This is a genomic window from Paenibacillus solisilvae (genome assembly GCF_042656405.1).
GTDB classification, from domain to species: Bacteria; Bacillota; Bacilli; order Paenibacillales; family Paenibacillaceae; genus Paenibacillus_Z; species Paenibacillus_Z solisilvae.
Genome location: NZ_JBHSOW010000085.1, coordinates 1 through 23,683, shown reverse-complemented (window position 1 = coordinate 23,683; position 23,683 = coordinate 1). Strand labels below are relative to the sequence as shown.

The following is a 23,683-nucleotide window of genomic DNA, read 5'->3' as shown; positions in this document are numbered from 1 at the left end:
AAAGAGCGTCATCCCTAAACGGGATGACGCTCTTTTGTCATATTTTACCGACCATCTTTTACCATATTATTTTCGTAATGTCAAGCATAATTCAGCAAGCTGAATCGATAAGGACGGTCACCAATATTCATGTTAATATGTACTAAATGATTCCATATTCACCGTCCCTTAGGTTAGAAATCATGTTCTCCTTTAAATCTAATAAAACGGAGTTGCACACGCATGAAACTATCGAATCCTTTCGCAAGCGTGCGAAATTTCATTCGTTCCAGTGAACCCGGTACGATTTATACTTCCTACGCACCTACATATGAGCCAACTTTCGAGCAAACGAAACAAATCAATAATGACACTCACAATTTGTTCCTGCCAATGCAGGACAAATCTCTTCTATTGCGTCCACTCAGTGATACTCATCTAGTTGAAGTTTACTACGAAGCCATCGCTATGCATCTTTCAGAAGAGTTTATTTCTCTGATCAAGCATGCTATTCAACAACGCGGTCTTTCGACTACCGATAATCAGACACCAATTGCGCAATAGCAAGCAGCCAATCTACATCAAATAAGGCAGACAATCTCCGATTTGGAGAAAGTCTGCCTTTTTTTTACTTCATTTCGTAGGTCACTGTTATATCAGCTGACAATGTAATTTCCCCAGTCTCAACTGTTGTCTGAGCACTGTCAGCAGCCTTCGATTCCATCATTATATTTCGTCCATTATTAACCGGTACGACGTTAATGCTGTTTTGCGTAATCGTAATTACGTCCTGCAGCTCTTTGCCCGCAGCTTTCGCTAAGGTTTGAGCCTTTGCTTTGGCGTTCGCCATTGCTTTATCAAGGGTTTGTAATTCATATTGATCTGCCTTCTCCGTGTCGAACTGAACACCATCCACACGGTTGACACCGCTTGCCGATAGATCATCAAGCAGCTTGCCAACCCCATTCAGATCCCGTGTTGTAATTTGCAGGCTATGCGCTGCCAGATACCCCTTTACCTTGCTCGTTCCATCATTGTTATTGTAGGTGTACTCCGGCTGCACGTTAAAGCTTGTTGTTTTGACATCTTTCGCAGCCATCTTATAGGTATCGTAGAGAAGCTTGGTCAAGCCGGCGAATTGAGTTGCATTTTTGGATTGAGCTTCTTTCGCTGTTAATGCACGCGTTTCGACCGCAACATTCACATAAGCTACATCCGGTGCAGCTTTGAGCTCTCCCTTTCCTGAAACCGTAATCGTAGATCTTTCCGCAGCGCTGCCAGACTCAAGAGCATAAACATTATTCTTCCCGTTCCCGATCGTGCCAAATAATGCCCCAACTCCAATTGCGATAGCTAAAACGGGCACAAATACCATCAGTGAACGCCGCCGAACACTCCACTTGTCATTCATGAACACAACCTCCTCATTTATAGGAACCTAAGATGCTTGTATCTCTATAACGTGTTAATATCGTTCAATGTTGCTGTTAATGACCCCAAAAATAGAAAAAAACTCCCGAAGGAGCTTCTCTAATGCCTTTGTATGAGCTGGAAATAAAGGTTGCTTTTGCAACTATTGGTTTTCCAATTCTTCCTTGCTGACCAAATTGACTAAAGCGGTTACAGCCTGGTCGGCATCCGAACCTTCCGCGCTGATGGTTACCTCTGTACCCGAACTAATCGCAAGGCTCATGATGCCCATAATCGATTTTGCATTAACCTTTTTATCGTCTTTCTCGACGAACACTTCGGAAGAAAACTTATTTGCTTCCTGTACGAAAAGTGCGGCCGGTCTTGCATGGAGACCCGTTTTCAGCCGAACGATAACCGGATGCCTAGTCATGGAAACCTTACCCCCTATAAGAAATTCAATCGTGCGATTGACAGTGTAAATGTTAGTTTATTCACTATTATACCACTTTTGTAAGAACTGCACTAGCCTTATGCTAACCGTTCCTCAATTTTTCCGCAAGTTCATCGATTTTACGCAATCGATGGTTGACGCCCGACTTGCTGACTTTACCCTTCAACATTTCTCCGACTTCAGTTAAATTCATGTCTGGATGCAGAAGGCGAACCTCTGCTACCTCACGCAATCGATCCGGCAATGATTCAAGACCCACCTCACGCTGCAGCAGCTTGATATTATCAATCTGCCGAACAGCAGCACCGATCGTTTTGTTCAAATTCGCTGTCTCACAATTCACGATTCGATTGACCGAATTGCGCATATCGCGCATGATCCGGACGTCTTCGAATTTGAACAAAGCCTGATGGGCGCCGATGATGCTCAGGAGCTCGATAATCTTCTCGCCTTCCTTCATGTAGAAGATGAATCCTTTCTTCCGCTCGATGCAGCGCGCATTCAAGTCGAAGCGATTGGCGAGATCTACAAGCGATTTACAGTGCTCTTCATACATAGTCGAGATCTCCAAATGGTAAGAGGATCCCTCAGGATTGTTAACAGACCCGCCTGCAAGAAAAGCACCGCGCAGATAGGAACGTTTACAGCATGGTTTGCGGATCATATCTTTATCAATGCCCTGATTAAACATAAATCCTTCGGATACGATTTTGAGCTCGCTCAATATTTCCTGTACTTTAGCCGGAATTCGAACGATGTAGACATTGTTTTTCTTAAGCCGCATTTTTTTGCGAACAAGCAGTTCGGTGTGCACATCAAAACGCTTCTTAATCAACGAGTAAATCCGTCTTGCGATCGCTGCATTTTCGGTTGAGATATCAAGAATGATTTTGCGGCTAGACACCGAAACAGAGCCGTTCATTCGAATAAGCGCAGACAATTCCGCTTTCTCACAGCATGAGTCCGACTCAATGAGCGTCAATTCTTTTTTGGTTTGCCCCGCAAAAGACATTTTTATCTCACCTCTTTCGTTCCATCCAGCTTTCAACGAGCTGATAAATGTGATGGCTTAGTCTTGCTGCATCATGTCGCAGATAGGTCTTGAACAAAACCAGTCGATCTGCAATGACCTTGTATCCGCGACGAGTAACTTCTTCTAGATCCAAGTGTACGGCTTTTGCGCCGAGCTCGGCATATTTGGACTGCACCTGCGGTGGAATCTCTCCATCATTTACAATTACATAATCAAACAGATGATGGCCAATATGAGCATGAACAGCTGCTAAATGATCGCTTACACTATAATTATCCGTTTCTCCCGGCTGCGTCATTACATTGCAGACAAACATTTTGACTGCGTCAGAATCAACAATGCTCTGTGCAAGCTTTGGTACAAGAAGATTAGGAATAATGCTCGTATATAAACTGCCCGGACCGATAAGTATCGCATCCGCTTCGCGAATAGCTTGAACCGCCTCTTCGAGAGGTTCAACATCTGCCGGTTCGATAAAAACACGTTTAATCGCTTGACCTGCTTTAGGAATATTGGATTCGCCGGAAACAATCATCCCGTCGGCCATCTCCGCGTGAAGAACAATTGCTTGACCTGCTGCGGGCAGCACTCTGCCTCTAACGGCAAGCACCTTACTTAACATCCGTACGCCTGAAACAAAATCACCGGTTATATCCGTCATAGCAGCTAACATAAGATTCCCCAAGCTGTGTCCTGTAAGTCCAGTACCTGCATTAAAACGGTACTGAAGCATATCAGAGAGGAGAGGCTCAACATCTGCAAGTGCAATCAGCACGTTTCGAATATCGCCTGGAGGCGGCATTTGAAGCTCACTGCGAAGAATACCAGAACTTCCCCCATCATCGGCAACCGTTACAATCGCTGTAATATCAAGGGGTTTTTCCTTCAGTCCGCGAAGCATGACGGATAAACCTGTCCCACCGCCTATAACGACAATTCTTGGCTGCTTATTGCTGCGCTGTTCTGTCCTCATAGGCATTAGGGCCGATCGCGATCAGAATCGCGATGGCTGACACGGACAATCTCGGTATCGCTGCTGCCGAGCATACGGCCCAGATATTCAGCAATCGCTACCGAACGATGCTTACCGCCGGTACAGCCAATACCGATAACAACTTGACTCTTTCCTTCTTTCCGATAAAGAGGAATAAGAAATTGCAGCATATCAAGCAGCTTGGAGAGGAAGGTCTGGGTTTCCGGCCATTTCATGACGTACTCGTAAACTTCCGGATCTTGGCCTGTATTCGGACGCAAATGGTCGATATAATGAGGATTTGGAAGAAAGCGAACATCATAAATCAGGTCAGCATCAATCGGAATCCCATATTTGAAGCCGAAGGAGGTCACATTAACCGATATCGTACTAAAATCGGTATTGGCAAACCTAGACATAATCCGCTCTTTGAGCTGCCCAGGCTTCAGATTGCTCGTATCGATAACCTGTGTAGCCCAGCCCTTCAAATCCTCCAGCATCCGCCGTTCGTTCTTTATGCCTTCAAGAGGCAGACCTTCCGGTGCCAGAGGATGACGGCGTCTGCTCTCCTTATAACGCTGAACAAGTACAGCGTCTGTTGCATCCAGGAATAAGATTTCATAGCCGATCGTATAATGATCCTTCACGTAGATGAGAGATTCAGATAATGCAGTAAAAAACTCTCGTCCCCGAAGGTCAATCACGAGCGCGACTTTCCCGATTTTGCCGTTTGACTGCTCAATGAGCTCAGCGAATTTCGGAATGAGAACCGGCGGCAAGTTATCGACACAGAAGAAGCCCAAATCCTCTAAGCTCTGTACCGCAATCGTCTTACCTGCCCCAGACATCCCCGTGATGATGACCAGCTTTGCCATAGCTGTTCCTGCATCCATCTCTTCCCCTCCTTACTCACTGCAACCTGTAATCAAACTAATAACGATTCGGTTGTCAGTGCCCTGCAGCCTTCAATCGGCTAAACGCATTAGGAACGAATAATAAGACCCGCAGCACCAACAATTCCCGCATTATTACCAAGAATAGCCGGTACGATTTCTACGCCTTCTTGTGCGATTTCCGGCGTCATTTTTTGGAACACTTCACGAATTTGCTCAAATAGGAACTCTCCTGCTTTGGAAACGCCGCCTCCGATAATAAAACGCTGCGGGTTCAGTACGACAGCTACTGCAGCCATCGACTTTCCAAGGTAGAAGGCTGCCCGGTTCACGATACGAATCGCTACTTCATCGCCGGCTTTGGCCGCGTCAAACACTTCCTTAGCCATAATATCAGGGACAAAAGATAAGGACGTACGGTCACCGCGTTCAACAGCGTCTTTGGCCATGCGAATAATGCCCGTTGCGGATGAAACCGATTCTAGACATCCCATTTTGCCGCAGCCGCATTGGATGGCTTCAAGATCAGGTACGATGGACATATGTCCAAGCTCCCCTGCCATTCCGCGGGATCCTTCAACTATTTTACCATTTATGATTACGCCTCCGCCAACACCTGTTCCAAGCGTGTAGCATACACAGTCGGATATTCCGCGTCCTGCACCTGCCCAAGCCTCTCCAAGTGCTGCAACGTTTGCATCGTTGTTCACAAGCACTTTCTTCTGAAGCTTTTCTTCCAAGATCGCCTTCAATGGAACATTGTGGAAGTGCAGGTTAGGCGAGAATTTAACGATCCCTTGAGCCATATCCAGAAAGCCTGCGATTCCGATACCTACCCCTTCAACCTGATCCCAGGCAAAAGAGGATTGCTCCACGATCAATCTGGCATAATCCGCTATATTTTTACATACCTCATCTGAACCTTTCTCAACGCCTGTCGGTCCTTCATAAGTATGCAGTAATTCGCCTTCCATGCTGCAAATACCTACTTTAATCGCTGTACCGCCAATATCTACTCCAATAACTATCTTCTCAGACATGAATGGGCCACCTCGTAATAGGATATGGGGTGTTTCTGTTCCAACTATAATCGAAACGCTTCCAACTGGTCAACAATCCTTTAACATTCCGGACTTTGGAATTCCTTCGCTTTACGCGAAGCGACGCTGCCCAGGCAACCTGCTGGACAGCGTCACTACCTATCATTCGTTACTCAGGGCTGCATCTTTACTTTACAGCGTTTGACTCCAGTCATGAACCGGATGGCCCTCAAGGAACTTCTCGCAATCCAGAGCCGCCATACAGCCGCTGCCTGCTGCTGTAATCGCTTGGCGGTACTTGTGATCCTGTACGTCTCCGCAAGCAAATATGCCTTCGATATTCGTTTCAGATGTGCCGGGCTTTACAATCAAATAACCGGTTTCATCCGTTTCTAGCTGCCCACCCAGGAATTTCGTGTTTGGCGTATGGCCAATTGCCACGAAAAGACCGTTGGTTTCAATCACTTCTTCTTCCCCCGTTGCGTTATTAAGGACTTTAAGCCCAGTAACGCCCATAGGACCTGCTACAACTTCAACCGGAGTACGACCTAATGCCCAGCCGATTTTGCTGTTCTCGCGCGCACGATCCTGCATGATTTTGGAAGCACGCATTTCTTCGCGGCGATGTACCAGCACAACTTCAGAAGCAAAACGAGTCAGGAAGCTGGCTTCCTCCATCGCGGAGTCTCCGCCGCCTACCACAATAATCTTTTTACCGCGGAAGAAGAAACCGTCGCAAGTAGCACAAGTGCTCACTCCGCGCCCGATATTCTCACGCTCATTCGGAATACCCAGGTATTTGGCCGAAGCACCTGTGGAGATAATGAGGGATTCTGCTTGCAGCTCACCTTGACCCTCCACTTGAAGGGTAAATGGCCGCTTCGATGTATCTACCGAGTTTACCCAGCCTGTTCGAAATTCAGCGCCGAAACGCTCTGCTTGCTTACGCATGTTAGCCATCAAATCAGGACCCATAATACCATCAGGGAAGCCTGGGAAGTTCTCAACTTCCGTCGTTGTTGTCAGCTGTCCGCCTGGCTCCGGTCCTTCAATAATGAGCGGATTCATGTTGGCGCGAGCCAAATAAATCGCTGCGGTTAAACCCGCTGGTCCTGTTCCGATAATGATTGCTTTGTACATAATTGTTGCTGCCTCCCTCACAGTGCGTTTTCCCTCTTATTCGCGATGCTCCGCAAGCGCGGGGAAAATCATTTTCATTTTTTCTTTGATACCGCATATTTCATCAATACGCTTGGCGCATTTACTTACGGTTGCGATCGAAGTCTCATAACGCTGAGAAACCTCATGATACGAAATCGCACGGCGGTGCATCTTAGCCGTCAAGTACTCCAGAGCGGCTGCCCAGCCCTCGATCTTACCCAGCTTAGGTACATCCGGATAGATCCGTGACAGAAATTCAATCCACAGCGTAAGAAGATCATGCTGCTGCACCAAGTCGTAATGCTTGTTCATTCGTAAAAGCGCCGCATCAAGAACAGCTTGCCATTTGTCTTCCCATATCGGTAAGCGAGACGGCATCCGGCTGTGCTCGATAACCGTTTCTTTGCCCTCTAGAACCGCCTTCAGTGACTCATGCACCCCGATAGAGCGAAGTACAAAAATAGCAATCCGCTTCAAGTAATCGTCCTCTTGAGGCTCCACGATAAACTCACGCAGCGCATCCTTCACCTCATTATCAGCAATCAAACCAAGTGCTTGAATGACCTGAAGCTTCGTATTCCGGTCACCATGACGAAGTGCCCAGAAGAAGGACGAGCGAACGAGGGGATCCCGCTTCATATGATCCGGCAGCGCATCGCTTGATTTCTCCCAAAGTTTGAACTGCTCTTCGAAGGGAAGATGGTAGTGGTAACTCGTCGGCGCCGGATTATGACCCTTGCGGATAAGCTCCAGCTGTTCCAGGTAATAGCCAGACACATTGGACTTCGGATCCAGCTTGCTTGCCTGAAGCCACATCTTCTGTGCTTCCTCATGCCTTCCCATATTGCAGGCCGCAACCGCTGTATAGTGGTAGAGGCAAGGATCGTCCCGTAAGGAGCTGTCCTTAAGCAGCCGGACGAAGTGCCGGTGCGCCTCTCCGTGTTCACCTAGAATACCCATTGTCGTTGCTAATTTAAACACATGCTCCTGATGAAAAGGAACGGTCTTCGCCAGCAGCGCCACAAGCGGCTTCAGCTGCTCCTGATCGCCCGAATGCTGATGAAAAATAGCTAAGTTGCACAAAGCGTGCAAATTGCCGGATTCAATATCCAAAACCTCGTGAATGGTTGTCATCGCCTTATCGAACATGCCCATATAATAATAGGCCAATGCCAAATTATTGCGAGCGGCAAGAAACTGGCCATTCTTCTCGACAATGCTCTCCAGCAGCCTGACGGCTTCTACGAATTTACCTTCTTCAAGCAGCGAACGCGCTTGATCATGCTCATAAAAGCCTTCACGGGCCTTGATAAATGCCAGCTTCGTCGGACGCTCAAGCTCAAAGTGCAGCAGCTCCAGCATCTCTTCGGCTTCCTCAAGGAATTGTCCGTCGCTATCCAATTCAAGATAACGAACGAGCGCGTCCTCGGCCGCTTCATATTGCTCCATATTGGCGAAGTTATTCGCCATATAAAAGTGACATTCCGTCATTTCCGAATCCAGTTCATCCACAATAGATTGGAGAATGCGGTTTGACTCCTCGTAATTGCCCATTTCCGACAGGATACCGGCCATATTGCAATGGTTAACCGGGTTATCCGGCTCGTATTCGGCAGCGCGCCGGAAATACTTCAGTGCCTTGTCATAATGATAGCGATCCAGAGAGCGCACGGCTCGCTCGAAGAAGAAAGTCGCGTCCCATTGTATCGGTATAACTTTTGTTTTATGGCTGATAGCCGCTATTTTCTTTTCTTTCATCCGAAAGGCACCTCCCCGGTACATCAAAGTTGCTACGATTATACCATAGCGCGCCCTATCCTTACACGAAAGAATATGTGGCAAATCGCGGACATTCCGCGTAACGGCTGCACCATCCATACAAGGATAGGCAATTGTTGACGCAGCGAATGCCCGCGATTTCTGGTAAAATGCCGCTTGCAGCAGCTTATTCAGTTTCATCTAGTTCTTCTTTACGAGCGTCAGGACCATGACCTTATAGGTATAATCCTTAACAGGGATTGGTCCCGCCAAGACACTGCAGAAGCTAAACGCCTGCGTTCTTGAACAAGGTGCTGATGGAGCCGCCTTGCATAATGATTCTAGTCGCTTCCGCAAGCATCGGCGCTACCGATAGTACGGTAAAGCGGTCCGAACGATTGTCAGGGAGAGAAATCGAATCCGTCACGATGACTTCTTTAATATTCGGATGGTCCAATCTCTGCAGGGCCGGGCCGGAGAACAACGGGTGTGTCGCGCAGACATAAACATCTTCCGCTCCGCGTTCCTTAAGGCCTTCTACGACATTAACAATCGTCGTACCTGTATCGATCAAATCCTCAATGATGATTGGTGTCTGACCGGTAACATCACCGATTACATGAGTGATAACCGACTCATTATGCGCTGGCCGCTTCTTGATCATAATTGCAAACGGCGAATCTAAGTAATTCGCCAGTTTCTCTGCTGTAGAAGCACGACCGGCATCCGGAGAAACGACAACCGGGTTCTTGATGTCTTTGCGTTTCAAATAGTCGCTGATCAAATCAAGCCCCGTCAAGTGATCCACAGGGATGTTGAAGAACCCTTGAATCGCCGGTGCATGCAGATCAATCGTAATTACGCGGTTTGCGCCGACTGTCGTCAAGACATCCGCAAGCATTTTGGCCGAAATCGGCTCACGCGGAGCAGCTTTACGCTCTTGGCGTGCATATCCGTAATACGGCATGATAATGTTGACGGTTCTTGCGGAAGCACGTTTTGCCGCATCGATCATCACGAGCAATTCAACTAAATGATCGTTAATCGGATGGGAAAACGACTGTACGAGGAAAACGTCACAATTTCGGATCGTCTCTTCGTAGTGGACATAAATCTCACCGCTTTTGAAACGAGACAATTTAATCTTACCGAGCGGAAGTCCGAGCTCTTCGCTGATCCGATCGGCGAGTTTGGGATTCGATGAACCCGAGAAAATACGCAGCTTGTCGCTAAACATGATACCCTCCTGAGCGATTAAACCACTAAATTTGCATTCTTATGGCCGCTTATTTCGACAACTTACATTATACATGGATTCATGAATAATTCAAAAAGCGATCCTGTGACGGTTATCACCTGCAGCCGCGGAAAAGGACTGGTTTTCAGCTTCTTCCGTGAGCGCACGCGGTTCATCAACATTTTGCATCAACGATATCGCTATACTAGTTATACGTCTTATCCGATCATTCGTCTCAATTTCTGCCATGCAATTATTGGCATGTACCGGAACGTTTCTCTTGGACACGATGAAACCGAGCGCCGCTGCTGCGTGCTCGGTCCCTGATTGAAGCCTTCCTAGGAAGACTGCTTTGATTTATTATGGCGGTGACCAAGCTCCGTCATCAGATCATCAAGCGGCAGTCCGCGCTCGCGCAGCAGCACCATCAAGTGAAAGATCAGATCGCTCGCTTCACAGCGCAGCTCGTCATTATCCTGATTTTTGGCTGCGATGATAACTTCAGCCGATTCCTCGCCGACTTTTTTCAAAATTTTGTCGACGCCCTTCTCGAACAAATACGTCGTATACGCGCCTTCCGGACGCTCTGCATAGCGCTGGGCGATAACCGCCTCAAGCTGATTCAGCATCGCGAAGCGGTCGCTGGACAACGCCGCCGCGCCAGCATTGCTGTCTCCGGCAGAAGCCGTTCCTGCAATCCCCTCCACTTGGTTGGAGAAGCAGCTGTACGAACCGGTGTGGCATGCCGCGCCGGTCTGTTCTGCACGAACGAGGATCGTATCTCCGTCACAGTCATAATGCATGGAGACAATCCGCTGAACATGACCGCTTGTTGCTCCTTTATGCCATAACTCATTACGAGAGCGGCTCCAGAACCAGGTTTCGCCCGTTTCCACGGATTTTGCGAGTGAATCGCGGTTCATATAAGCCATCATAAGTACTTCCTTGCTGATTGCATCCTGAACGATAACAGGCACTAAACCCGCTTCATTCCATTTGATATCCGCTAATGCTGCTTCAAACCCTTTGCTTGCGCTCATCGAATTTCAATTCCTTTCTGCCGGAGATCATCTTTGACTTCCTTGATCGTTAATTCTTTATAATGAAAAATCGTGGCCGCAAGTCCTGCATCCGCGCGCCCCTGCTCGAATACGTCGTGAAAATCACTGATTTTGCCTGCACCGCCTGAAGCAATGACAGGAATGCCCAGCGCATCCGATACCGCTCGGGTTAGCTTTAAATCAAAGCCATCCTTCGTACCGTCCGCATCCATGCTTGTAAGCAGAATCTCACCTGCGCCAAGCTGTTCGACTTCCTTCGCCCATGCCAGGGCACGAATACCGGTTGCATTGCGTCCTCCGTGAGTGAAGACTTCCCATTCTCCCCAAGCCGCGTTGAACTTCGCATCAATAGCTACAACGATGCACTGGGATCCGAACTTCCGTGCGCCATCCTTCACAAGCGCAGGGTTCTTAATGGCAGCTGTATTGATCCCGATCTTGTCAGCGCCTGCGCGCAGCAGCCGTTTCATATCATCAACATGCGAGATGCCGCCGCCGACGGTGAACGGAATCGTTATCTCGCCCGCTGTCCGCTTGACTACTTCCACCATTGTCGCCCGGCCTTCAATGGATGCCGAGATATCAAGGAAGACGAGCTCGTCCGCGCCTTCTTTATCATAAGTTGCCGCGAGTTCAACAGGATCGCCAGCATCGCGTAAATTGACGAAGTTGACACCCTTCACCACCCGGCCGTCTTTTACATCCAGACAAGGGATAATTCGTTTGGCTAGCATAGAGATGCCGCCCTCCTTCAATTTCTTACTAACCGGTAACTGCGCGGGAGTTGGCAAGCGCGAGGAAATTCCTCAGCAGGCTCATGCCAAGCTCCCCGCTTTTCTCCGGATGGAACTGCATGCCGTATACATTGCCGCGGCCTACAATGGCTGTTACCTGCTGATTGTAGTCTGTCGTGGCCAAGAGATCACTTTGCTGTTCTGGCTTGGCATGAAAGGAGTGGACGAAATAAACATGGCCTCCCTCCAGTCCCTCAAACAGCGGGCTGTTCTGCAGGAAGTTCAGCTTGTTCCAGCCCATGTGAGGCACTTTGTAATCGCCTCTGAAGCGGATTACCTTGCCTGGAAGAAGGTTAAGTCCTTCGTGGCGGCCATATTCCTCGCTCTCACTGAATAGGAGCTGCATACCCAGACAGATGCCAAGGAGCGGCTTGCCTGAAGCAGCATAGAACTTCGCCACCTCTTCAAGGCCGGTGTTCTTCAAATTCTGCATTGCATCGCCAAAAGCACCGACGCCCGGCAAAATCGCACCGTCCGCGTCCATGATTTCTTTTGCATCAGCCGTCACGATCACTTCATAGCCAAGCCGCTCCACGGCTTTGCTGACGCTGTGCAAATTGCCCATGCCGTAATCGATGATAGCAATCATCTTACAGCACTCCTTTCGTCGAAGGCACTCCTTGTACACGCGGATCAATGCTCGTCGCCTCATCGAGTGCGCGCCCGAGTGCCTTGAATACCGCTTCAATCATATGATGCGTATTGACGCCGTAGTGAACGATAACATGAAGCGTCATCCGGGCTTCCAGGGCAAGCTTCCACAGAAATTCATGGACAAGCTCCGTCGAGAAGCTGCCTACCTGAGAGGATGGATACTGCGCGCGATACTCAAAATGCGGACGGTTGCTCAGATCGATAATAACCTGTGCCAATGCCTCGTCCATCGGTACGAACACCGATGCATAACGTTTAATGCCGCGTTTATCTCCAAGCGCTTCTTGAATCGTCTGGCCCAGACAGATTCCGATGTCCTCCACTGTATGGTGGTCATCGATATCCACATCGCCGCGTGCTTCAACCGTAAGGTCGAATTGGCCGTGCTTCGTAAACAGATCCAGCATATGATTCAAGAAAGGCACATCCGTTTCAATCTTTGCGCTTCCCGTGCCATCAATGGCAAAAGCCAGCTTAATATCCGTTTCATTCGTTTTTCGCGCTACATCAGCTGCGCGGTTACCTTGATCCGCCATCCTATCCCCTTCTTCCTTCACCAAATGTAAATGTTCTATCCGCGTTCCCGCTCAAGCCTTATCTCAATAGCTCGTGCATGCGCTTCAAGCCCTTCATGGCGGGCAAGCGTCATGATTTTGTCGCCATTTGCGAATAAAGCTTCTTTACTGTAATAAATCAAGCTCGATTTCTTCACAAAATCATCCACATTCACCGGTGAGGAGAATCGGGCAGTCCCGTTCGTCGGCAAAATATGATTCGGGCCTGCAAAATAATCGCCAACCGGCTCCGAGCTGTACGGACCTACAAAAATCGCACCTGCGTTCTCGATCTGCCCAAGCATCGACATCGGTTCAGCCACCATGATCTCCAAATGCTCGGGAGCCATTCGATTAATCGCCGCAATGGCTTCAGCCATCGTATCCGCTAATAAAACGGCACCATGGTTATCTATGGAATGACGCGCAATCGTTTCACGAGGGAGCGTCGCAAGCTGACGCGCTACTTCTACCGAAACAGCATCAGCAAGCTTCGTTGAAGTTGTCACAAGAATTGCCGACGCCATCTCGTCATGCTCCGCCTGTGACAGTAGATCTGCTGCGATGTAGGCTGCATCAGCAGTATCGTCTGCCAGCACTACGATTTCACTTGGACCGGCAATGCTGTCGATATCCACCGCGCCAAACACAGCGCGCTTAGCTAGAGCAACATAAATATTGCCGGGCCCGCAGATCTTGTCTACCGGCGGAATGGACGCCGTACCGTATGCAAGAGCCGCTACAGCCTGCGCACCGCCAACACGGTACATCTCTTTGACGCCTGCTTCAGCGGCTGCAACGAGAATATAAGGATCAATGCCTGCTTTGCCGCCTGTTGCTGGAGGCGTGACCATGACGATCTCCGGTACGCCGGCTACCTGTGCCGGAATCACGTTCATCAGCACAGAAGACGGATAGGCTGCTTTACCGCCCGGCACATATACACCTACCCGCTTCAAAGGACGCAGAAGCTGGCCCAGCATCGTGCCATCCGGCTCTACATCCACCCAAGACTGGCGCAGCTGTTTCTCATGAAACTTACGAATGTTAACAGCTGCTTCACGAATAGCGCTCAAGAAGGCATCGTCTACATTCTTGTACGCCGATTGAATCTCCTCATCAGTCACGCGCAGTGAGCCGGCATCCAGTTTGACCCGGTCATGCTGCTCTGTATATCGCAGCAGCGCCTCATCGCCCTCAATCCGGACCGCCTCAACGATCTGCTTGACCGCTTCGTTCTGCTCCGGTGTCCCGTACTCCACCTCGCGTGTTAAACCAAACTGCTCCGCACGCAGCTTACGCATACTGCCCCGCCACCTTTCCTCACCGCCAACAATTGATGAGCGGCACTATATATCAATCCAGTGCTGTTTTCGCTGAACCAAATGGTTATACGCTAACCTTTGCCGCAATTGCGTTCTGCAGCTTATCGCACAAGGTCTGGATTGCTTCATTTTTCATTCGATAGCTAACGCGGTTAGCGATTAACCGGCTCGTAATGCCGAAGATCGTCTCCATCTCAACAAGTCCATTTTCCCTCAGCGTTTGACCGGTCTCCACCATATCAACGATTCGATCAGCCAGTCCGATCAGCGGCGCCAGCTCAATTGAGCCGTTGAGTTTAATCACCTCAACCTGCTGACCTTGCTCGCGAAAATACTGCGAGGCTACGCTCGGGTATTTGGTCGCTACTCTCGGGTTAATCGCAGGCTTCCAATCCGGCAAGCCAATGACCGACATCCGGCATTTCGCGATACCCAAATCCAGCAGCTCATAAACGTCCTTGTTCTCTTCCATGAGCACGTCTTTACCCACAATACCGATATCCGCCACACCATACTCCACGTAAGTAGGTACATCAACGGGCTTCGCCATAATGAATGACATGCCTAGCTCAGGAAGCTCAATGATCAGCTTACGGGTATCGTCAAAGTCACTGGGAATCGGAACGCCCGCTTCCCGGAACAGCTTCGAGGCTACTTTATAAATGCGTCCCTTCGGCATCGCTACCTTTAGCAGCTCACTACCGGATGATTCCGGTACATATAATTGACTATTCAAGCTCATTTTGCCGCACCATCCTGTTCACCATTATCCGTGAAGAAAGTCAGCAGCTTCGTAAAGGCAACGCCTTTATAAAGAACCTTCCCGCTTTCCCCTGCACCTGCATTTGCAGCTGCGGCCGCGGAGCGAAGAGCTGTAAGCTGAGCCGCTGCGTCCATCTTTTCCGTTACAATTACTGCTGCTTCTGAATCACGCAGCCGCTGTGCTTCGGTAAGCGCTGCTGCACGTCCGCTTACGTCGTAGCCGATCAGGATCCGCTCCTGCTCCGGTTTATCACCCGCACCATCGCCGATAAGTTCCAAGATTCGAGTCGTCTTGATGGCAAAACCCGTCGCAGGCGCCGGACGTCCAAATTGCTTCAGCAAGTTATCATAACGCCCTCCGCTTGCAACCGGGAATCCTAAATCTGCTGCGTAACCCTCAAAGGTCATACCGGTGTAATATTGGAAATCACCAATCATCGTCAAATCGATCAGCACATGCTCGCATACCCCGTATGCCGCCAGTACATCCCACATCTCGCACAGATGCCTTATGGAAGACTGAGCAGTAGCATCCGAGCTCAGCTGAAGCGCCTGCTCACAGATCTCCTGACCGCCGCGCAAACGCAGAATACCTTCGAGCTCACGTTGGACAGGCGCCTCCAGCGATAGAGTGCGCAGCTTCTCCCGGTATCCGACGTAGTCACGTCCAAGCAGGCAGCCTTTCAGTTCTTCTTGTTCCTCTGAACGCCCCGCCAGCGTCTCCCCGAACAAACCGTTTAAGAAACCTACATGGCCGATGGCGATTTTGAAGCGCTCAACACCGGCTGCCTTAAGCGAAGCAATGGCCAGGGCCACAACCTCAGCATCCGCTTCAGCCGAAGCATCACCTACAAGCTCAACGCCCGTTTGGAAGAACTCAGCCTCACGTCCAGCTTCCTCTTCAATAGCTCGGAATACATTTGAGTGATACGAAAGCCGCACCGGGAACTGCGATTCTTTGAGCAGTGAGGAAACCACGCGTGCGATAGGTGCGGTCATATCCGAACGCAGCACGAGGGTGGTACCCCGGTTATTCAGCAGCTTAAACAGCTTCTGATCCGACGTAGCGCTTGCTACACCTACCGTATCGTAATATTCCATCGTTGGAGTCATAATTTGCTCATAGCCCCATGAAGCCATGCAAGCAAGCACTTGATTTTCAATTTGGCGGAGCTTCGTAACCGCATGCGGCAAATAATCTTTCAAGCCGATCGGTTTTTCAAACACTTTTGGTTTCGACATTATATATTCACCCGCGCTTTAGTTTATTAACGTGTTACCATGTTACCATACTGCCAAAATAAAGGATTAGACGTAATAATACCATGCGGTTCCTCATCCGTCAATATGGCACATTCATACGGTTTGAAGGCTGCACCGAGGCCTACAGGAAAGGGACGGCTCTGGTGTCAATGACAACCATCCGTCCCTATACTTGGACACACTTGATTTTCTTCTGAAAATTAAACCTTACTGCGAAATGATTATGTTCGCTTAATTTCCCTGATCGGGTTACCGCCTACAAACATGCCGGCCTGAACATCTTTATGAACGACAGAACCCGCCGCTATGACGGCTCCATCGCCAATAGAAACTCCCGGAAGAATAGTCGTATTTGCACCAATCATCACGTTGGAGCCAATATGCACGTTACCCAGCCGGTATTCCTTGATCAAATACTCATGCGTCAAAATCGTAGTGTTATAGCCGATTATCGAATTATCTCCAACCTTTATCCGTTCCGGAAAAAAAACGTCGACCATGACCATCAGTGCAAACGCGCAGTGGCGCCCTACCTCCATCCCCAGCACATGCCGATAGATCCAATTCTTCACCGGCAGGGAAGGACAATAACGCGCCACTTGTATGAATATGAAATTGCGTACCGCCTTAATGCGGCTGACCGTGCGGTACATTTGCCAAAGGGCATTCGGCCCTTCAACCGGATAGCGCTCCACATTCCTCAAGCGGCTCCTACTCCAATCCGATAATCGCGTATAAATCGCGCATGTCGTGAATGATATGGCGCGCTCCGCTCTCACGCAGCTTCGCCTCGCCCTTTAATGACCATGCAACACCAACTGAAATTACGCCAGCCGATTCAGCCGATAAAATATCAACTCCGCTGTCTCCGACCATCAGTGTTGTGGCTGGATCAGCATCCAGAAGCTGTACTGCCTTTTGAACAGGCTCTGGATGAGGCTTCGGATGGACGACATCCTCAATAGTGACAATCGCATTTGGCACGATGTACTCATATAAACCTACATAACGCAACCCACGCTCCGTCGTCAGCCTCATTTTGGTCGTTACGATCCCGATTTGAATGCCTTCCGCATGCAATCTCGCCATAACTTCCTGCACATAAGGGAAGGCCGACACATAATCATCGTGAAGCCGTAAATTCACTTCCCGGTAAGCTGCAACCAGATCGGTCACATCTTCTATTCCCGAGAACAGCTTCATCTGATCGGACAGCGGTAGCCCCATGCTGGGAATAATATGCTCACGCCCAAAATCCACAGGAACAAGCCCCTTCAGCGCATACAGAAATGATTGAATGATCAGCTCATTCGTATCTATAATCGTGCCGTCTAAATCAAAAAGCACCGTTCTAATCTTCGTTGTCATCCTGCTCTCTTACTCCTTCATGGACGAATCCGTTGTATCTCGGGGCTGATTCACATTACCGCGTGAGGAAACATCATCCGATTTCTCAATGGTTTGTTCAGATGCCCCTGCCGGCAGCCCCGTCTTATAATTAATAATCGGATCCGAGTAATGTTCCTTGGCTGCTCCAGTCTTACGGCGAACGATGATGAGTGTGACCGCCACAATAATTAACGCAATGGAAATAAGCTGAGAGATCCGGACATTCCCTTCCGCCGGGTTCAAGTATCCATGCTCGAACAATATCGTCATTGGCGACCACAGCCCGTTCATTAACGATTCTACCCATGATGCGCCATGAAATGCCAGGCTGTCCGTTCTGAGACCCTCGATAAAGAACCTTCCGATCGAATACCAGATAAAATACGCCATCAGCACTTCACCTGCACGTACGAATGAACGACGGCGAAGGACGAGCAGCAGAATCAGACCAACCACATTCCAAAGCGACTCGTAGAGAAATGTCGGATGGTGAAAGACACCCTCTACATTCATCTGATTCACAATCCAGCCCGGGAGGTGGAGCGTATTTCTCAGGAAGTCTTCCTCGACCGGTCCCCCATAAGCCTCTTGATTGACAAAGTTGCCCCAGCGTCCGATTAATTGACCTATGATAAGACCGGGCGCACAAATATCAGCGATCCGCCAGAAACTGTATCCTTTATGCCTAAAATAAAAATACCCGCATATAAACGCGCCAATCAACGCCCCGAATATGGCAATACCGCCATTCCATATCTTGAAAATATCGGACAAATTATTCTTATATTCATCCCATTTAAAAGCGACAAAATAAATGCGAGCTCCGATTATAGCCGATGGAACACCAAGCAAAAGCATGTCCATAAAAAAGTCCGGCGACAGTCCGAATCGCTTGCCTTCCTGTACAGCCAGCAGCAAACCAACCAGCGCCGCTGTACCTAAGATGATTCCATACCAATGAACATCAATCGGGCCCAGCGAGAATGCGATTGACTCTAAACGTAATCCATACATGCGTCAACGGCTCCTTTATCATTCGTAATCAACCGATTTTCGAAGAATCACCTGTTTAAAAATTCAATGATTCCGTGTCCATCAATCGAAATCATCCGAATCATCTGCAATCGTTTCGGTCAGCTTGTTCGTGAACTGGAGCGCTGCATTATATCCCATCCGTTTGAGCCTGAAATTCATTGCCGCAACTTCGATAATAACAGCCAAATTTCGTCCTGGACGAACTGGTACCGTCACTAGCGGAACATCTGTATCGATAATACGGGTAGTTTCCTCGTCTAGGCCAAGACGATCATATTGCTTGTCGGCCTGCCAGTTCTCCAGCTTTATGACGACGCTAATACGCTTCATCGTGCGAACAGCGCCTGCACCGAATAAAGTCATAACATTAATGATACCTAGCCCGCGAATTTCAAGCAGGTGACGAATAAGCTCAGGCGCGCTTCCATGCAGCTGACCATCGGAGGTTTGACGAATCTCTACCGCATCATCAGCCACAAGGCGATGACTGCGTTTGACAAGCTCAAGCGCCGTCTCGCTCTTACCAATGCCGCTTCCCCCTGTAATAAGCATACCTACTCCATAGACATCAACCAATACGCCATGTATGGTTGCCGAAGGAGCTAGCTTACGTTCAAGGAAATTCGTGATCCGGCTAAGAAAAATCGTTGTTGCCGTATTACTGCGCAGTACAGGAATCTTCTTCAAATTAGATTGATCCAACAGCTCCTGCGGCGCTTCCATTCCCCGCGTAATAATGAAACAAGGTGTCTCATCATCACATAATCGCTCAATTCGGTCGATACGCTCTTCCTTGCTGAGTGTCTCCATGAAGGTGAGCTCGGTTTTTCCCAGAATTTGCACACGCTCTTTCGGGTAATAATGAAAATAACCGGCCATCTCAAGACCTGGTCTTGATAAATCATCAAGTGTGATATTCCGGCGCAGACCATCCTCGCCACTTAATATCTCAAGCTGAAATTGTCCTACTAGCTCAGACACTTTTACTTTTTTAGCCATTGCAGGGCCTCCTCAAAATCATCACCATCTATGCAGTTCCATGTTGATCTTAATTATTTCCAATGTACTCATCCTATAGGAAAAAAGCAATGAAATCAACGTCTACGCTCATCTGAGCAATAAGGACCAGCTGACCCCTTCCCCTTAAGAAGAGTAAAAAGTTCCTTCCTAATAAGATCCTTCTCTTATAAGGAGCAAAAAGAGTTGGCGATACATATATTTGAAAATCAAAAACAGCCGCCCAATGTACGGGCGGCTGTTACAAAAGGCCAATGCCTATGAATTAAACTTCAAACATGTTCAGTTCGCTCTCTTTGTCGAAGATATGAACTTTGTTCATATCGAAAGCAAGCTTAACATTAGTACCTTCTTTAATTCCTGCACGTCCATCAACACGAGCGATAACTGTATCTTTACCAAGTCCATTCAGGTATAAGTACATTTCATGTCCAAGATTCTCAGAAACCTCAACATGTGCGTTAACGATCGTTTGTGGTGAAGCCTCGTGGAATACCGGCTCTTCGTGAAGATCTTCCGGACGAACACCAAGAATGATTTCTTTACCGACAAGGTTTTTGTCGCGAAGCAGTTTAGCTTTGCCGTCTGGAACAAGAAGATCAATATTGTTCGCTTTGAAACGGAGTGAACCAGCTGACTCAGTCAATGTACCTGTAATAAAGTTCATGGATGGAGCGCCGATGAAGCCTGCTACGAAAATGTTTACCGGATGGTTATAAAGCTCTTCCGGAGAAGCTGCTTGCTGAATGATACCGTCTTTCATAACAACGATACGGTCACCCATTGTCATCGCTTCGATTTGGTCATGCGTTACATAGATAACTGTAGTTTCAAGACGTTTTGCAAGCTTAGCGATTTCAGCACGCATTTGTCCACGAAGTTTAGCATCCAAGTTGGAAAGCGGCTCATCCATTAAGAATACTTGCGGCTCACGAACGATTGCACGGCCTAGGGCAACACGCTGACGTTGACCACCGGATAGTGCTTTTGGTTTACGATCAAGCAAATGCTCGATATCAAGAATTTTAGCGGCTTCACGAACACGTTTGTCGATTTCCGCTTTTTTGAATTTACGAAGTTTAAGACCAAATGCCATATTTTGATATACGTTCATATGTGGGTACAAAGCGTACGATTGGAATACCATCGCAATGTCGCGGTCTTTCGGAGCAACGTCATTAACAAGACGCTCACCGATGAACAGTTTACCCTCAGAGATTTCTTCCAGACCTGCGATCATACGAAGCGTTGTGGATTTACCGCAACCCGATGGACCGACGAGAACCAAAAACTCTTTGTCTTTAATGTCAAGGTTGAAATCTTTTACGGAAGCGAGATCAGTTCCCGCATATTTTTTGTAAACATGTTCTAAGCGTACACCTGCCATTTGTATTTCCCCCTAAACGAATATTATTCTTGTGCTTTTCCTTACACTTATCTTATATCAGTACCGCTTACATGACTATGCACATACTTTACAAAAAAACTACTTCCTTTTCGTCACTTTGTACAATAGCAAAATAATTTTAACGAGAACCGCGTCACGAAATTGTCGAACATCTAATTCCGTTTCTTGTTTTAGCTTATCCAAACGGTATAAGAGCGTATTGCGATGAATATACAGTTTCTTGGCTGTTTCACTTACGTTGCAGTCAAGCCCGAAAAAGGTTTCAAGTGTCGTTACGATTTCCGGCTCCAGAAAGACATCCGTTCTTTTTAGTGCCTGTTCGACAAATTTGAGGCGCTGTACTTCAGGAATTGTATTAAGAAGCCTCTCTAGATGCAGTAGCCATGGGAGATGAATGTTGGATCCGACATGAAATGCCCGGCCCAGATGTACGGTTTCACGCAGAAGCGCTGTTGTGCTAACGATGGAATTAATAGGAGACATCGGCTGTGCGACAGCCAAATGACATTCTCCGACCCATTCGCTTGTAAGCATCTCATGTAATCCTGAAGCAATAGAAGCAAGACTTTCTTCATCCGATTCTACATTCTCTTCATCTCGCTCTTCAGATTGCGCGTCATGAATAAGCGATTGAGGGCCAAGCACCAGCCATTCCTGATCCTTGAGCGGAATAATGATAACTTCCTCAGCAAGGAAAGTGCGCAGCAGCTTCTCAAGCTCCGTATAGCTTGAACGGGTTGATTCTGCTTGTTCACAAACCAGCAAGAATGGGATCATACTCGAAAAAAGCTTCCCTTTGCTCTTAAACTGATCCGGCAAGGAAAGCTGAAGTTCATTGGAATCGAGCTGTTCAGTGATCCAATCGCCCAACTCTCTGGCATAGCGCTCGCTCTCCGAGTAGCCGTCATAGCCCTCGACACCTGCAGATCGCATTTGCGAGATCGTCCAAGCTATAAGCCGCATTTCCTTCTCATTGAGCAATCCACGATCGACTTCAAGCACATCTACGCCATTTTGATTGCCATGCAGAGCGAACCATATCGGTCCATCCGGCACTGCCACATAATCACCTGTTGAAACCGCATTCGTTTGTTTTGGCATCTCTGCCGATAAACGTCTGATTTCATCCTTATGGGACTCCCACGTGTGAAAAGGCAGCTGAAGTTGACGGACCGGGCAATCAAGAACGGCTTGCAATTGCACCATCCATTTTGCTTCACTCATCGGCTGTCCCCTATCCTGTCGGCGCGGTAAGCGCTCTGTCTAGATTTCAGAAGATGATGACTTACCACTAGAATATGGCAGGTCTAGTCTTCTTGTAGGACATTGTATCATACATTGTTTTTGAATTCAGCCTCGCAGCAGCAGGAGTACAATGGATAATAATGAGAAAAGCGCAGCGATCAAATAAATAAAAGCTACAGTTTGGATCTGGTTTAACCCCCAACGCATAAGAATATGGTGAGAGTGCAGCTTGTCCGCTCTATGTAATCCTTTACCTGATATAACCCTACGCAGCATGACCACAACGGTATCCAGAATTGGCACACCCAATGCCAGCAGTGGGATCGCCACCGTTGCCAGCGTTGCGCTTTTAAAGGCTCCGTTAACGGCAATGACAGCAAGGACATAACCCAAAAAGGTAGCCCCTGCATCACCCATGAATATTCGTGCCGGGTAGAAATTATAGAGCAGGAACGCAATACAGGCACCAGCAATAATAATCGCCAGAAGTGCCGTATCCGTTTGATTTTTAACTATTGCCACAATAAACAAAGTAATGGAGGACAGCGTCGCAACACCTGATGCAAGTCCATCAACGCCATCAATAAAATTAATCATATTGATTAAGGCAAACACCCATATAATTGAACCAATAACCGAGAGCCAGGAAGGAAATATAACCATCCCGCCCGGACTCGACAGCCCCATAATTCGTATGCCGAAACATAGCGGAATGATCGATACAGCCAAATAGATCAAGACACGCGGCCACACTGGAAAGTCGATTCCTTTGGATTTGGCTGCATCATCTGCAAGTCCAATCATAACCAGGATCAACCCTCCGCTGCTGATCGTTAAGCTCAGAGCAGTAAATCCTTGAAAGATAAATAAAGTAACGACTATTCCTGCATATATAGCTGCTCCGCCCATTAGTGGAATCGGCTTATGATGTATTTTACGCGCTGACGGAAGATCAACGAATCCTTTATGTAAGGCGAATTTTTTCAAGGCTGGAACAAGACCGGCAACAATCAAAAAGCTTACTAAAGCGGATAACAGATATGGCATACGAAGAGCTCCCGTCATCACTATTTGTGATTCAGTTTGCCCCCAGTCATCAGGTTTAGTCCACGCAATTCGTGTTTTATTTCATCAGCCATACAACTGACGTCAGATGTCCCGGAAACATCAAAAAAGGGGCTGTCCCAAAAGCATGTAAATTCACACCAAAGGACAGTCCACTTTCTTAAAAAATGACC

General features: G+C 48.1%; 25 protein-coding genes. 2 read left to right on the top strand and 23 right to left on the bottom strand.

The genetic code is table 11. The annotated features are described in order from the left end of the window. Nucleotides 1-222 precede the first annotated feature (222 nt). Nucleotides 223-543, top strand: a complete 321-nt coding sequence (gene sda / locus ACFPYJ_RS23185) for a sporulation histidine kinase inhibitor Sda (RefSeq protein WP_379190604.1) — start codon at nt 223-225, stop codon at nt 541-543. Between the two features lie 64 nt (nt 544-607). Here the strand turns inward: sda and ACFPYJ_RS23180 are convergent, their stop codons facing one another. The 9 genes from ACFPYJ_RS23180 to ACFPYJ_RS23140 all read right to left on the bottom strand — a co-directional run bounded on the left by ACFPYJ_RS23180 (nt 608) and on the right by ACFPYJ_RS23140 (nt 9,938). After that, nucleotides 608-1,390 carry an SIMPL domain-containing protein gene (locus tag ACFPYJ_RS23180; protein WP_379190603.1) on the bottom strand — a complete coding sequence of 261 codons (783 nt, stop codon included), beginning with the start codon at nt 1,388-1,390 and terminating at the stop codon, nt 608-610. A 162-nt stretch (nt 1,391-1,552) separates the two neighbouring features. Beyond that, nucleotides 1,553-1,822 carry an HPr family phosphocarrier protein gene (locus tag ACFPYJ_RS23175; RefSeq protein WP_379190602.1) on the bottom strand — a complete coding sequence of 90 codons (270 nt, stop codon included), beginning with the start codon at nt 1,820-1,822 and terminating at the stop codon, nt 1,553-1,555. A 103-nt stretch (nt 1,823-1,925) separates the two neighbouring features. Next, complete coding sequence (whiA, locus tag ACFPYJ_RS23170; protein ID WP_379190601.1) at nt 1,926-2,855, bottom strand: DNA-binding protein WhiA; 930 nt, start codon at nt 2,853-2,855, stop codon at nt 1,926-1,928. 7 nt (nt 2,856-2,862) lie between these two features. Next, on the bottom strand, nt 2,863-3,849 hold the full coding sequence (locus tag ACFPYJ_RS23165; protein ID WP_379190633.1) for a gluconeogenesis factor YvcK family protein: 987 nt from the start codon (nt 3,847-3,849) through the stop codon (nt 2,863-2,865). A 5-nt stretch (nt 3,850-3,854) separates the two neighbouring features. Then, on the bottom strand, nt 3,855-4,742 hold the full coding sequence (gene rapZ, locus ACFPYJ_RS23160) for an RNase adapter RapZ (protein WP_379190600.1): 888 nt from the start codon (nt 4,740-4,742) through the stop codon (nt 3,855-3,857). Nucleotides 4,743-4,831: 89 nt separating this feature from the next. Continuing rightward, nucleotides 4,832-5,782 carry an ROK family glucokinase gene (locus tag ACFPYJ_RS23155; protein ID WP_379190599.1) on the bottom strand — a complete coding sequence of 317 codons (951 nt, stop codon included), beginning with the start codon at nt 5,780-5,782 and terminating at the stop codon, nt 4,832-4,834. A 192-nt stretch (nt 5,783-5,974) separates the two neighbouring features. Next, complete coding sequence (gene trxB, locus ACFPYJ_RS23150; protein ID WP_379190598.1) at nt 5,975-6,922, bottom strand: thioredoxin-disulfide reductase; 948 nt, start codon at nt 6,920-6,922, stop codon at nt 5,975-5,977. A gap of 36 nt (nt 6,923-6,958) precedes the next feature. After that, nucleotides 6,959-8,701, bottom strand: coding sequence for a tetratricopeptide repeat protein (locus ACFPYJ_RS23145; protein WP_379190597.1), 1,743 nt, complete (start codon nt 8,699-8,701; stop codon nt 6,959-6,961). 286 nt (nt 8,702-8,987) lie between these two features. Next, on the bottom strand, nt 8,988-9,938 hold the full coding sequence (locus tag ACFPYJ_RS23140) for a ribose-phosphate diphosphokinase (RefSeq protein ID WP_379190596.1): 951 nt from the start codon (nt 9,936-9,938) through the stop codon (nt 8,988-8,990). Between the two features lie 81 nt (nt 9,939-10,019). On the opposite strand from ACFPYJ_RS23140, the gene ACFPYJ_RS23135 reads away from it, so the two are divergent. Beyond that, nucleotides 10,020-10,265 carry a hypothetical protein gene (locus ACFPYJ_RS23135; protein WP_379190595.1) on the top strand — a complete coding sequence of 82 codons (246 nt, stop codon included), beginning with the start codon at nt 10,020-10,022 and terminating at the stop codon, nt 10,263-10,265. A gap of 11 nt (nt 10,266-10,276) precedes the next feature. On the opposite strand, the gene hisIE is transcribed toward ACFPYJ_RS23135, so the two are convergent. The 14 genes from hisIE to ACFPYJ_RS23065 form a co-directional block, all read right to left on the bottom strand. Then, a complete protein-coding gene (gene hisIE / locus ACFPYJ_RS23130; protein WP_379190594.1) occupies nt 10,277-10,978 on the bottom strand; it encodes a bifunctional phosphoribosyl-AMP cyclohydrolase/phosphoribosyl-ATP diphosphatase HisIE in 702 nt (233 codons plus the stop codon). Beyond that, entirely contained in the window at nt 10,975-11,733 is a 759-nt protein-coding gene (hisF, locus tag ACFPYJ_RS23125) for an imidazole glycerol phosphate synthase subunit HisF (RefSeq protein ID WP_379190593.1), read from the bottom strand. Before hisF ends, hisIE begins: the two co-directional genes overlap by 4 nt. Nucleotides 11,734-11,761: 28 nt before the next feature. Beyond that, complete coding sequence (gene hisH / locus ACFPYJ_RS23120) at nt 11,762-12,382, bottom strand: imidazole glycerol phosphate synthase subunit HisH (RefSeq protein WP_379190592.1); 621 nt, start codon at nt 12,380-12,382, stop codon at nt 11,762-11,764. A gap of 1 nt (nt 12,383) precedes the next feature. Continuing rightward, the gene (hisB, locus tag ACFPYJ_RS23115; protein WP_379190591.1) at nt 12,384-12,983 is read right to left on the bottom strand and encodes an imidazoleglycerol-phosphate dehydratase HisB; all 600 of its coding nucleotides are present in this window, start codon (nt 12,981-12,983) and stop codon (nt 12,384-12,386) included. 35 nt (nt 12,984-13,018) lie between these two features. After that, on the bottom strand, nt 13,019-14,305 hold the full coding sequence (hisD, locus tag ACFPYJ_RS23110; protein WP_379190590.1) for a histidinol dehydrogenase: 1,287 nt from the start codon (nt 14,303-14,305) through the stop codon (nt 13,019-13,021). A gap of 85 nt (nt 14,306-14,390) precedes the next feature. Next, entirely contained in the window at nt 14,391-15,068 is a 678-nt protein-coding gene (hisG, locus tag ACFPYJ_RS23105; protein ID WP_379190589.1) for an ATP phosphoribosyltransferase, read from the bottom strand. Continuing rightward, nucleotides 15,065-16,330 carry an ATP phosphoribosyltransferase regulatory subunit gene (locus ACFPYJ_RS23100; protein WP_379190588.1) on the bottom strand — a complete coding sequence of 422 codons (1,266 nt, stop codon included), beginning with the start codon at nt 16,328-16,330 and terminating at the stop codon, nt 15,065-15,067. Before ACFPYJ_RS23100 ends, hisG begins: the two co-directional genes overlap by 4 nt. A 242-nt stretch (nt 16,331-16,572) precedes the next feature. Then, entirely contained in the window at nt 16,573-17,055 is a 483-nt protein-coding gene (locus tag ACFPYJ_RS23095) for an acyltransferase (RefSeq protein WP_379190587.1), read from the bottom strand. Nucleotides 17,056-17,062: 7 nt separating this feature from the next. Further along, entirely contained in the window at nt 17,063-17,719 is a 657-nt protein-coding gene (ppaX, locus tag ACFPYJ_RS23090) for a pyrophosphatase PpaX (RefSeq protein ID WP_379190586.1), read from the bottom strand. Between the two features lie 9 nt (nt 17,720-17,728). Next, on the bottom strand, nt 17,729-18,754 hold the full coding sequence (lgt, locus tag ACFPYJ_RS23085; RefSeq protein WP_379190585.1) for a prolipoprotein diacylglyceryl transferase: 1,026 nt from the start codon (nt 18,752-18,754) through the stop codon (nt 17,729-17,731). A gap of 81 nt (nt 18,755-18,835) precedes the next feature. Continuing rightward, nucleotides 18,836-19,774, bottom strand: a complete 939-nt coding sequence (hprK, locus tag ACFPYJ_RS23080; RefSeq protein WP_379190584.1) for an HPr(Ser) kinase/phosphatase — start codon at nt 19,772-19,774, stop codon at nt 18,836-18,838. Between the two features lie 283 nt (nt 19,775-20,057). Next, complete coding sequence (locus tag ACFPYJ_RS23075) at nt 20,058-21,179, bottom strand: ABC transporter ATP-binding protein (RefSeq protein ID WP_379190583.1); 1,122 nt, start codon at nt 21,177-21,179, stop codon at nt 20,058-20,060. Nucleotides 21,180-21,278: 99 nt separating this feature from the next. Then, nucleotides 21,279-22,424 carry a PucR family transcriptional regulator gene (locus ACFPYJ_RS23070; protein ID WP_379190582.1) on the bottom strand — a complete coding sequence of 382 codons (1,146 nt, stop codon included), beginning with the start codon at nt 22,422-22,424 and terminating at the stop codon, nt 21,279-21,281. A gap of 126 nt (nt 22,425-22,550) precedes the next feature. Continuing rightward, nucleotides 22,551-23,492: an MraY family glycosyltransferase gene (locus ACFPYJ_RS23065; protein WP_379190581.1), complete on the bottom strand. Its 942-nt coding sequence runs from the start codon at nt 23,490-23,492 to the stop codon at nt 22,551-22,553. Nucleotides 23,493-23,683: the final 191 nt, after the last annotated feature.